Annotated in this window: 9 protein-coding genes and 1 other RNA gene; 6 read left to right on the forward strand and 4 right to left on the reverse strand. The window is 64.1% G+C overall.

The genetic code is table 11. The annotated features are described in order from the left end of the window. Positions 1–43: 43 nt before the first annotated feature. Positions 44–673 carry a nucleotide exchange factor GrpE gene (gene grpE / locus C1H69_RS08485; protein WP_102652967.1) on the reverse strand — a complete coding sequence of 210 codons (630 nt, stop codon included), beginning with the start codon at positions 671–673 and terminating at the stop codon, positions 44–46. A gap of 253 nt (positions 674–926) precedes the next feature. Here grpE and recN point away from each other — a divergent pair, with 253 nt between their 5' ends. Further along, complete coding sequence (recN, locus tag C1H69_RS08490) at positions 927–2,603, forward strand: DNA repair protein RecN (protein ID WP_102652968.1); 1,677 nt, start codon at positions 927–929, stop codon at positions 2,601–2,603. Between the two features lie 68 nt (positions 2,604–2,671). On the opposite strand, the gene fur is transcribed toward recN, so the two are convergent. Beyond that, the gene (gene fur, locus C1H69_RS08495) at positions 2,672–3,121 is read right to left on the reverse strand and encodes a ferric iron uptake transcriptional regulator (RefSeq protein WP_102652969.1); all 450 of its coding nucleotides are present in this window, start codon (positions 3,119–3,121) and stop codon (positions 2,672–2,674) included. A 72-nt stretch (positions 3,122–3,193) separates the two neighbouring features. Between fur and C1H69_RS08500 the strand changes: the two genes are divergently transcribed. Beyond that, positions 3,194–3,703, forward strand: a complete 510-nt coding sequence (locus C1H69_RS08500) for an outer membrane protein assembly factor BamE (RefSeq protein WP_102652986.1) — start codon at positions 3,194–3,196, stop codon at positions 3,701–3,703. A 54-nt stretch (positions 3,704–3,757) separates the two neighbouring features. On the opposite strand, the gene C1H69_RS08505 is transcribed toward C1H69_RS08500, so the two are convergent. Then, on the reverse strand, positions 3,758–4,084 hold the full coding sequence (locus tag C1H69_RS08505) for an RnfH family protein (RefSeq protein ID WP_102652970.1): 327 nt from the start codon (positions 4,082–4,084) through the stop codon (positions 3,758–3,760). After that, entirely contained in the window at positions 4,074–4,508 is a 435-nt protein-coding gene (locus C1H69_RS08510) for a type II toxin-antitoxin system RatA family toxin (protein WP_102652971.1), read from the reverse strand. Before C1H69_RS08510 ends, C1H69_RS08505 begins: the two co-directional genes overlap by 11 nt. 127 nt (positions 4,509–4,635) lie before the next feature. Here C1H69_RS08510 and smpB point away from each other — a divergent pair, with 127 nt between their 5' ends. From smpB to C1H69_RS08530, 4 genes are all read left to right on the forward strand, one after another. After that, on the forward strand, positions 4,636–5,127 hold the full coding sequence (smpB, locus tag C1H69_RS08515; RefSeq protein WP_102652972.1) for an SsrA-binding protein SmpB: 492 nt from the start codon (positions 4,636–4,638) through the stop codon (positions 5,125–5,127). A 118-nt stretch (positions 5,128–5,245) separates the two neighbouring features. After that, positions 5,246–5,625, forward strand: a transfer-messenger RNA (tmRNA) gene (ssrA, locus tag C1H69_RS08520). Positions 5,626–6,042: 417 nt separating this feature from the next. Then, on the forward strand, positions 6,043–7,080 hold the full coding sequence (locus tag C1H69_RS08525) for a helix-turn-helix domain-containing protein (RefSeq protein WP_102652973.1): 1,038 nt from the start codon (positions 6,043–6,045) through the stop codon (positions 7,078–7,080). 244 nt (positions 7,081–7,324) lie between these two features. Further along, positions 7,325–11,059, forward strand: a 3,735-nt coding sequence (locus C1H69_RS08530; RefSeq protein WP_165789443.1) for an autotransporter outer membrane beta-barrel domain-containing protein, incomplete at its 3' end; no start/stop codon positions are given.

Here is an 11,059-nt window from a genome sequence, read left to right on the forward strand (position 1 = left end):
GTGATTTTTCAAGCCCTCCCTCGCCTTCTCCGGAGAACCGACCTCAGCCGGCGACCTGGCTGACGACCACCATGGCCGGACGCACCAGGCGTCCATTGAGCTGGTAGCCCTTCTGCATCACGTCCATCACGCTATTGGGCTCGAGCTCGGGATTGGGCACCATGGCCATCGCCTCGTGATACTGCGGATCGAATGGCTCGCCTTGCGGGTCGATCGCCTCGACACCGAACTTGCCCAGCACGTCGTGCTGCATCTTCAGGGTCATGGCGACCCCCTCCCGATGGGCCTCGCTGGCATCTTCGCCCATGGCCTCCAGGGCTTTCTCCAGGCTGTCGACCACCGGCAGAAGCTCCTTGACGAAGCGCTCCAGGGCGAACTTGCGCGCCTTCTCGGCTTCCTGTTCGGCGCGCCGACGCACGTTCTGTGCCTCGGCGGCGGCGCGCAGCACCTGATCCTTGGCCTCGGCCAGGCTCTGCTCGAGTTCCTCGACCTGAGCCGCCAGCAGCTCGGCCTCGGGGTTGTCGCCCTCTTCGATCTGAACGGCACGCTCTTCGGCTTCATCGGCAGCCTCGATGGCGACATCCTCCAGTTCGCCTTCCATGGGCTGCGGCTCGGCCTCTGCCTCGCGCCTGGCCAGTTCGTCGTCCAGCGGGGTCTGGGGTTCTTTAGCCATGAGCATCTCCTGAAACGGTGAATCGGCCCTGCGGGCCGAACATTATCCGGGTTGGCGATAGCATCGCAATCTGCCGCCTATATGGGGGCCACGGCCATAATCTCAAGAGAAATCTCCCAAGGAATTGACGCGTGCATTGAGAGAGGCCCTGGTCTACTGTATAAAAACCCAAACAACATGTATGGATATCCAGCCTATCGCTCAGGCCTGCTATCGAGACGAGCCGTCGAGAGGAAAGGCGCCGGGAGGAAAGATGCTGACTCAGCTTGCCATTCGTGACTTCGCCATCGTGGAACGCCTGGACCTGGAGCTTGCCGACGGCATGACCGCCATCACCGGCGAAACCGGTGCCGGGAAGTCGATCCTGCTCGGCGCCCTGGGGCTGTGCCTGGGTGAACGCGCCGATGCCGGCAGCGTACGCCACGGCTGCGAGCGCGCCGACCTCAGCGCACGCTTCGACATTTCCAAACTGCCCGCCGCCCACGCCTGGCTGGAGGAGCGCGACCTCCCCGCCGACGACTGCCTGCTGCGCCGAGTGGTGACTGCCGCCGGCCGCTCCAAGGCATGGATCAATGGCCAGCCGGCGACCATCGCCGACCTCAAGGCCCTGGGCGAACACCTGGTGGAAATCCACGGCCAGCACGCCCATCAGGCCTTGCTGCGCGAGGAGACCCACCTGCGCCTGCTCGACGACTTCGCCGGCCAGCGTGGGGCGGTATCCGAGCTGGCCGAAACCTTTCGTCGCTGGCAGGCCACCCACCGCCGGCTCAAGCAGTTGGCCGAGAGCGGCGACGAGATACAGGCCCGGCGCCAGCTATTACGCTATCAGGTCGAGGAACTGGACACCCTGGCGCTGGCCGACGACGAGCTGGCAAGCCTGGAACGCGAACAGGAGCGGCTGGCCCATGCCGAGGAGACGCTGCGGGAAGCCCAGTTCGCCGCCGAATGCTGCGACAATGACGAAGGCGGCGCGCTGACACTTCTGCACCAGGCCACCAGCCGCCTTGCCGTGTTGCCAGGCCACTCCCAGGGAAGCCTGGCCGAGGCATTGGCCATGCTGGGCGACGCCCGCATCCAGATCGAGGAGGCGGCGCGGGAGCTGCACCGCTTCGTCGACACCACCGAGCTGGACCCGGAGCAACTGGCCTGGGTCGAGGCGCGCCTGGGGGAAGTGCACCGCATCGCCCGCAAGCATCACGTCATGCCGGAAGAACTGCCCGCGCTGCATCGGCAGCTTCAAGCCGAGCTGGAGGGCCTCGAAGGGGGTGGCCAGGACCTGGATACCCTGCGCAACGAGGTCGAATCGCTGCGCGATGCCTGGCGCAACCAGGCGCGCAGCGTGAGCGAAGCACGGCGTCAAGCCGCTGGCCGGTTTGGCAAGGCGGTGCAGGAACAGCTGGCCTTCCTGGCCATGGGCAAGGCGCGCTTCGAGATCGAGGTGGAGGGCCGCGACACCCCCCAGGCGGACGGCATGGAGAGCGTACGCTTCCTGATCAGCGCCAACCCGGGCCAGCCACCGAGGCCCCTCGCCAAGGTCGCCTCCGGCGGCGAGCTCTCGCGCATCAGCCTGGCCATACAGGTCGTGGCGGCACGTCACTCCACCATCCCCAGTCTGATATTCGATGAGGTGGACGTCGGCATTTCCGGTGCCACCGCCGAGATCGTCGGCCAGTTGCTGCGCCGCCTGGGCGAGAATGGACAGATCATGACCGTGACCCACCTGCCCCAGGTGGCGGCCCAGGCTCACCACCACCTGCATATCGAGAAGCAGGCCAAGCGCAACACCACCCTGACCCGCATGGCCCTGCTCGACGAGGCCGGGCGGGTCAGCGAGCTGGCACGAATGCTGGGAGGCGTGAGCCTCTCCGACCGCACCCTCGCCCATGCCCGGGAAATGCTCCATGCCAGCCAGCAGCACGCACGCCACTGACACAAACGGAACGCACGACAGCAGCTCCGCACTGGAGTGAGCGGGCTGCTGTCCCACGATCTGTCGGCCTATTTCTTCTGCTGCGTGCCGTCCTGGCGAGTCGTCCTGGAGCCTTGGGGGCGCACATAGAGCACCAGGGCATGATCGACGAGCTCGAAGCCATGCTCCTCAGCGATTTCGCGCTGACGACGCTCGATGGTCTCATCGAAGAATTCGATGATCTCGCCGCTGTCCAGGCACACCATGTGATCGTGGTGCTCTTCCTGGGAAATCTCGAAGACGGCGTGGCCACCGTCGAAATTGTGGCGAATCACCAGGCCAGCCGATTCGAACTGGGTCAGCACGCGATAGACGGTGGCCAGGCCAACGTCCTCTCCGGCATCCAGTAGCGTCTTGTAGACATCCTCGGCGCTCAGGTGGTGCTGGCCCGTAGCATTCTCGAGAATCTGCAGGATCTTCACGCGGGGCAAGGTGACCTTGAGGCCCGCCTTGCGCAGTTCATGGTTCTGGTCGGCCATGGTTGCTCTTCGCAGTATCAGGTAGGGTCGGGTATGATCGACCGAATCCACGATAGTGAAGAACCGACCCAAATGCAAAAGCTGATCAAAATCGCCACCCTTACTCTCGCCCTGACACTGGCCAGCGGCTGCGTCTACAAGCGCGACCTGCCCCAAGGCAATTACATTACCGAAGGCATGGTCGAACAGCTCCAGCCCGGCATGAGCCGCGAGCAGGTCATAAACGTGATGGGCCGCCCGCTGCTGGAAGCCCCCTTCGACGCCAACCAGTGGGACTACATCTTCCGTCTCGACGAAGCCTATGGCGGTGTCCAACAGCGCCGCGTGTCCCTGACCTTCGCCAATGGCCAGTTGACCGACATCGAGCAGCGCGGCGACATGTCCGAGGATATCCAACTGCGTCCCGAGGAGGGCATGGGTCCGGCCAGCGAAGAGGCGACCCCGATGGAAGAGCTCCCCGCCACTCAGCCGGAAGCGGTTCCGGAGACGGCACCCGGCGGCGGCACCACCATGCCCCAGGGCGGCGTGCCGGCAACAGGTGGTGGCGAACCGGCCGCCGGTGACCAACCACTGGGCTACTAGGCCGGCATCACCAACCGCTGCCATCCCTGAACGCCCGGGCCAGTTGGCGGGGCCTCACGGTTTGTCGGTTCGACCTCTGCCTTGGGCGGCACGCTGCGCACGTGCGGCCTTGGGGTCGATCCGCAATGACCGGTAGACCTCGACCCGGTCGCCTTCGCGCAGCGGTTGAGAGTCGGGATCGCGAACCACCCTGCCGAAAATGCCAAGATCGGCCAGCTCGAATGTCCCGGCGGGCACGTCAGGAAAGAGGGCGGCCAGATCGGCCTGCTCCACCGCCTGGCGCACCGTCGTGCCATCCGCCACCCGCAGCGTCACGATGTGCTGCCTCTCGGGAAGCGCAAAGGCCACCTCGACGGTGATGGATATCTGGCTAGCGGCCATAGATTTCGTCGGCACGCCGGGTAAAGGAGTCGACCAGTTGACCGGCCACCTGCTGGAACAGCTTGCCAAAGGCCATGCCCAGCAGGCGGTTGGCGAATTCGAACTCCAGCTCCAGGCAGACCTTGCAGGCATCCTCACCCATGGGCAGGAACAGCCAGCGCCCGCGCAGGCGCTTGAAGGGACCGCTGACCAGCGACATCTCGATGCGCTCGGGCTCGATGAGGTCGTTACGGGTGGTGAAGCTCTGCTCGATGCCCGCCCGACCCAGGGTCATTTCGCCGATCAGATGCGAGTCGTCGCGCTCGAGCAGCCGTGTACGACGGCATCCCGGCAGGAATTCCGGATAGCGCTCGAAGTCATTGACCAGTTCGAACATGTCCCTGGGGGTATGCCGCACCAGGGCGGACCGATTGACCGTTGGCATTGAGCTCTCCGCTGACTTCACAGTGTCCAAGGCGTATCATGAGCGGTTATTTCACGCCTTGAATGGTATCACGCTTCTTCCCATGTCGAAGGGAGGTCGCCACAGGCAGAACATGACACGAGGTTCCATGGCCAACAAGAAAGGCAAGGGCAAGGGTCCCGGCAGCAACATCATCGCCCAGAACAAGAAGGCTCGTTTCGAGTACCACATCAACGAGACCTTCGAGGCCGGCCTGGTGCTGGCCGGCTGGGAAGTGAAGAGCCTGCGCGCCGGCAAGGCCCAGCTCACCGATACCTACATCCTGATCAAGGATGGCGAGGCCTGGCTGCTGGGCAGCTATTTCATGCCGCTCAACACCGCCAGCACCCATGAGATCGCCGACCCGACCCGTACCCGCAAGCTCCTGCTGCACCACAAGGAGATCGTCAAGATCTTCTCGGTGACCCAGGACAAGGGGCACACCTGCGTGCCGCTGAAGCTCTACTGGAAGGGCAACAGGGTGAAGTGCGAGCTGGCCCTGGTCACCGGCAAGAAGCTCCACGACAAGCGGGCCACCGAGAAGGACCGCGACTGGAATCGTCAGAAGGGTCGCATCATGAGGGAACACGCCAAGGCGTGAAGGGTCACAGAAGGCGACATGGCCGGCCCCGGGGATTCGCAGCCACCGAGGAATACGGGAACCAACCCCGCCAGCCTATGTCATAGTGTTGCCCATGCTGATATGATGGGCCCGTTAAGGGGGCGACATGGCTTCGACGCTGGTGACAACCTCCTAGGTGCATGCCGAGAGCGTGATGTATCTCGTAAATCCAACATCACGACTAAATAGTCGCAAACGACGACAACTACGCTCAGGGCGCGCTGGCAGCTTAATAGCTGTTAGCTTCTTGCCCGGCCCCGAAGCGATGTGCCCATTCATCGCGGACGGGATATGAGCCAAGAATGATGGGATCGCGGTCGACGGTGTCCTCACGTCAATCGCTAAAACCTTGAGGAATCGCGTTGCTGGATCCTGCCCGTTGGAGCCAGCTGCGTTAAATCAAATAACGGACCTAAGCATGTAGAGCCGAAGAGCGAGTGCCGGCGGACGCGGGTTCGATCCCCGCCGCCTCCACCAATTCCGAAAGCGAATCAAGCACCTACGGGTGCTTTTTTCGTTTCATAGGGCATGACTTGGTCTGTTTCGGGCATACCTTGATCAGCTTTTGGGTCAGTTATCACGGCATCATCGCCACGGCAGCGGCCTCCGCCGGGGCGCCTGCGACGCCAGTCGCAGCGCGGAGGCGTGGCACCGAACCGGGCGGAGGAAGGCCATCGCTAGCGGCTTGACCACCCCGAATGAGCGTGTCACCGTCATGATGCCGCACTCCGAGCGCGTGACACGTGCGGTGACCAACTCCTGACGTCCCACCGAATGGAAGGGTGGCGACTGGCCGAGACTTTCCGCAATGCCAGGCGAGTGGCTGGGGTAAGCTGAAAAACCGCCCGGCGCGGTAAAAGGACAACAACGAAAAACGCGCGGGGAAAACGCACGATGTCGATACGGGTACCTTACAGTGTCTTCGATAACCGCTGCGTCGAGGCGAGCGATCGCTTCGACGCCTGGCGCGAGAACATCGCCCCGGTATTCGACGTCGAACCGCAACGTGGTGTCACACCGGCATCGCTGTCGGACTTCCTCTCCCGCGTCGAGGCCTACCACCTGGGCAACATGATGGTGGGCCGCGCGCAGACCGCCGCCCAGCGCTTTCGTCACGCCCGCCCCAACCAGCGCGTCGACCATCTACTGGTGCAGGTGCATCGTCGCGGCGGCTTCCAGGGGCGCCTGGGCGATATCGATGCCCGGGCGGGCGCGGCCCACGTCTCGCTCATCGACCTGGGGCGCCCCCTGGCCACCGAGACCAGCGACACCGACATCCTCAACCTGAACGTACTATTGCCACGTGACCTGTTCGCCGATCGGCCGGCGTTTCTCGACGGTGCCCACGGCCTGGTACTGGGGCCGGAGCGCGGCGCCTTTTTCGCCGATTACCTCCAGGCACTGTTGAACCGTCTGCCCACCCTGCCCTATGACGATGCCGACAGCATCACCACCATCACGCGTGACATGATCCTGGTCTGTTGCGCGGCCGACGCCGAAGCCCGGGCGCGGGTGGCGGCGCCGCTCCAGGCGCTGCAGCGTCAACGTATCGAACGCTTCATCGAACGGCGGCTCAGTTCGCCCCAACTGACGCCGGATATGCTATGTCGGGCTGCCGCCATCTCCCGCACCCGGCTCTACCGCCTGTTCGAACACGACGGCGGTGTCATGCACTACATTCAGAGCCAGCGCCTGGCGCGCATACGCGCCTGCCTGGAAGACCCCGGTGAACATCGCAGCATCGGCGAACTGGCGGCGGACTACGGCTTTCGCAGCCAGTCGCACTTCTCGCGCTGCTTCCACGCCCACTATCAGCTCACACCCCATGATGTCAGGCAGCGCGCCCGTGTCACCGCTGGCGTTACCCCACCCTCCTCCGCGCCTAATACCACCGAGCTTGCTGCCTGGATTCGTCAACTGCGAAACGCCTGATCGTCCGCTCACTCACTCGGCCCTTTTGCCTCTGCGTCCTTTTTTTCGGCGCTTTTTTGCCTGTGCGTCCCGATTTTCCCACCGTCGCTTGTGACCCCTCTCATGCCTTGGTACCACTGGCTTGATACTACAAGGGCACACGACCGCCTTCTCGGCCCTGCGACGGATGACGTAGCGCCTGAATAATCGACGATAAAAGGAAGTGCTGAACATGTTCAGTGTTTCCAGAACGCAGGGGAACACCATGAATCGCACCTACCGCACCCTCTTCAACCGGGCGCTGGGCGCCTGGCAGGCTGTGGCTGAAACCGCCCGTGCGCGTGGCAAGGGCGATCGAGGCCCGGCCCGCGCCGCCTGCGTCCTGGCCGGAGCCTCGGCGCTGGTTCTGGCCGCCATTGGCGGTCCGCAGGCGGTAATGGCGCAAGCGGTGGTGGTGGAAGGCAATGTGTCGCCGGGGGGCGCCACATCGCCAAACTGGAATATTGATGGTGACCTCATTGTCGGTAATGACGGCTATGGCAGCCTGACCATCGAAGACGGCGGCACGGTTACCAGCACCGACGGCTATATTGGCTCCGGCGTGGTGACGGTGTCGGGCGCGGGCTCGTCATGGGACAATTCGTTCAACCTCGTTGTGGGCCATGATGGGGACTATGCCGAACTGACCATAGAAGACGGCGGCACGGTTACCAACATCTACGGCTATATCGGCCACAACACTACCAGCGCGGTGACGGTGTCGGGGGACGACTCGTTGTGGACCAATACGGACCAGCTCTATGTCGGCCTTGAGAGCGATGGCGAACTGACCATCGAAGACGGCGGCACGGTCAGCAGCGTCGTCGGCTATATCGGCTACAGGTCAGGCAGTACCGGCTCGGTGACGGTGACTGGCGCGGACTCGTCATGGGCCAATTCGAGGCAACTCTATGTCGGCCATCAGGGCGATTCCACCGGCACCCTGAATATCGGCGCGGTCGCCGGCGAAGATGCCACCGCGCCGGGGATGCTGGAGACGGATACGGTCTATTTAGGCAATGGCACCGGTCGCCTCGTCTTCAACCATAACGCCGACGACTACGGGTTCGAGGCCGATCTGGTCAGCGGGGGTGATGGTAGCCACGCGATCGACCATCGGGCCGGTTCCACCACGCTCAGCGGCGACAACGAGGGCTTTACCGGTGACACCATCATCTCGGGCGGCACCCTGCGTGCCGGTGACGCCAGCGCTTTCGCCAACGCCACGGACTACACCATTGACGGTGGCACTCTCGACCTCAATAGCTACGACCTGACGATGTCATCGCTGTCCGGCGATGGGGGGGAGGTAATTCTGGGCTCGGCCAACCTCATCGTCGACCAGGGCGACGTTACCGAGTATGCCGGCGATATCTCGGGTGGCGGTAGCCTGATTCATCAGGGTGGCGGCACTCTGACGCTGATGGGCGAGACCGAGCTCGGCGGCGATGTCATCGTCGACGGCGGGGAGCTACGCATTGCCGACGGTGGCAGCGTCACGAACGACGAGGCCACCATCGGCTCTGGCACGGTGACCGTGACCGGCGAGAACTCGGAATGGATCAACGAAGGCTCCGGTTTCTTTGTCGGTCAAGGTGGCAGCGGCGAATTGACCATCGCCGACGGGGGGCGCGTCACCAGCACCCACACCGCCATTGGCGCGTTTCATGACTCCAGTGGTACGGCGACCATCGGCGCGGCCGCCGGCGAAGACGCCACCGCACCGGGGGTGCTGGAGACGGATACGGTCCGCTTCGGCGATGGCGATGGCCGCCTCGTCTTCAATCATACCGCCGACGACTACCGTTTCGAGGCGGATCTGGTCAGCGATAGTGATAGTGATAGTAGCCACGTCATCGGCCACTATGCCGGCACCACCATACTCAGCGGCAATAGTACGAACTTTAGCGGCGAGACGACGGTGAACGGCGGCACCCTGATCGTCGCGGACACACTGGGCGGCTCGGCCGAGGTCGCGGGTGGGCGCTTGCAGGTGGACGGTACCTTTGCTGGCGATGTCGAGGCCGATGGTGACGGTATGGTCTCCGGCACTGGCACGATCGCGGGTGATCTGGTCGTTGCGGACGGCACGCTGTCGGGGTTCCAGGGCCAGACTCTGGCGGTCGATGGTGACCTGACACTCGATGCCGGCTCCCGCGTCGATGTGGCGCTGGGCGGCGCGCCGTCGGATGCCTTGTTCGATGTCGGCGGCGATCTGGTGCTCGACGGCACGCTCAACGTTGCCGACCAGGGCGGCTTCGGGGTGGGTGTCTACCGCCTCTTCGACTATCAAGATGCGCTGGACGATAACGGACTGGCCATCGGATCGACACCGGCAGGCGTGAATGCGAACGAACTGTCCCTACAGACGGCCACTGCCAATCAGGTCAATCTCGTGTCGACGGTTGGTATGGAACTCGGTTTCTGGGATGGCGGCAATACCGATCTGCACGATAATGACGCAATCGATGGCGGCTCGGGCGTCTGGCGCGCCGACGGGCGCAACTGGACCGATGCCGACGGCGAGCTGAACGGTCCCTACCAGCCTAACCCGACCTTCGCCGTGTTCCAGGCCGAGGCCGGCACGGTGAGCGTCGATGACGAGGCCGGCGCGATCTCCGCCACCGGCATGCAGTTCGCCACCGACGGCTACCGCATCGAAGGGGATGCCATCGCACTCGAGGGGGCCGGTGGCGAAAGCATCATTCGCGTCGGCGACGGCACCGGGGACGGTGCCGGCATGACCGCGACCATCGCCTCGGAACTGACCGGCGATTCGGCTCTGATCACCTCCGATCTCGGTACCCTGGTGCTCGAAGGCGACAATACCTACACCGGTGGCACCGAGATCCGGGATGGCGTGCTGTCGGTGTCATCCGACGCCAACCTCGGCCATGAGGACGGTGACCTGACTTTCGCCGGTGGTACCCTGGCCACCACCGACAGTTTCGATAGTACCCGCGATGTGGCACTCAGCGGCAACGGGCGCTTCGACGTCGCCGACGACACCACCCTCGGGCTGTCGGGGGAGATCGCCGGCAGCGGCGATCTACGCCTGGCTGGCCATGGCACCCTCGAACTCACCGGCACCAACGATTACGGCAACACCGTCGTCGAGGCCGGCACATTGCGCGGCAACGTCGAGGCGATCTCCGGCGATATCGCCAATGCCGGCACGGTGGTCTTCGACCAGGGCGGCGACGATACCTTCACCGGCGATATCGTCGGTTTCGACGGCGACGCCGGCGGCATGATCAAGCAAGGTGACGGCACGCTGACGCTGGCCGGCACCAGCACGCTGGACTGGACCGTTGAGGCCGGCGGGTTGGTCTCGGCCAGCGACCGTTTTGGCGGCGACCTGGAAATCGACAAGGACGCTTCGTTCACCTTCGATCAGGCGAACGACGGCCATTACGCCGGCACCATCAGCGGTGACGGCGAGCTGCGCTTCAGCGGCGGCGGCAGCGTCGAACTGACTGGCGACAGCCACGGCTATACCGGGACGACCGCGGTCGACGGCACCACCCTTACCGTCAATGACACCTTCGGTGGCTCGCTGGCCGTGGGCAACGACGGCCGGCTGCAGGGCGATGGCACAGTGGGTGCCACCACCCTGGCCAACGATGCCACCATCGCCCCCGGCAACTCCATCGGCGAACTGACCGTCGACGGCGATCTGACCTTCGACGCTGGCTCCAGCTACGAGGTGGAAGTCGATCCTACTGGCAGCGACAGCGATCATATCCATGTCACCGGCACCGCTTATCTCGACGGCTCGGTGGCGCATATCGGCGAATCGGGTGACTACGATCCCGAGAGCACCTATCGCATCCTCAGCGCCGAGGGTGGGCTGGACGGCGAGTTCGATGACGTGAGTTCCACCTTCGCCTTCCTCGACGCCGCGCTGGAATATGACACCGAGAGCAGCCTTCACGGCGTCGACCTGACCCTGACGCGTAAC

The sequence above is a fragment of the Billgrantia endophytica genome, assembly GCF_002879615.1.
GTDB classification, from domain to species: domain Bacteria; phylum Pseudomonadota; class Gammaproteobacteria; order Pseudomonadales; family Halomonadaceae; genus Halomonas; species Halomonas endophytica.

Excerpts from the sequence above, each read along its gene's own strand:
- smpB (WP_102652972.1), top strand. The coding sequence starts at position 4,636 with ATGGCCAACAAGAAAGGCAAGGGCAAGGGTCCCGGCAGCAACATCATC.
- fur (WP_102652969.1), bottom strand. The coding sequence starts at position 3,121 with ATGGCCGACCAGAACCATGAACTGCGCAAGGCGGGCCTCAAGGTCACC.
- C1H69_RS08525 (WP_102652973.1), top strand. The coding sequence starts at position 6,043 with ATGTCGATACGGGTACCTTACAGTGTCTTCGATAACCGCTGCGTCGAG.
- grpE (WP_102652967.1), bottom strand. The coding sequence starts at position 673 with ATGGCTAAAGAACCCCAGACCCCGCTGGACGACGAACTGGCCAGGCGC.
- C1H69_RS08505 (WP_102652970.1), bottom strand. The coding sequence starts at position 4,084 with ATGGCCGCTAGCCAGATATCCATCACCGTCGAGGTGGCCTTTGCGCTT.
- C1H69_RS08510 (WP_102652971.1), bottom strand. The coding sequence starts at position 4,508 with ATGCCAACGGTCAATCGGTCCGCCCTGGTGCGGCATACCCCCAGGGAC.
- C1H69_RS08500 (WP_102652986.1), top strand. The coding sequence starts at position 3,194 with ATGCAAAAGCTGATCAAAATCGCCACCCTTACTCTCGCCCTGACACTG.
- recN (WP_102652968.1), top strand. The coding sequence starts at position 927 with ATGCTGACTCAGCTTGCCATTCGTGACTTCGCCATCGTGGAACGCCTG.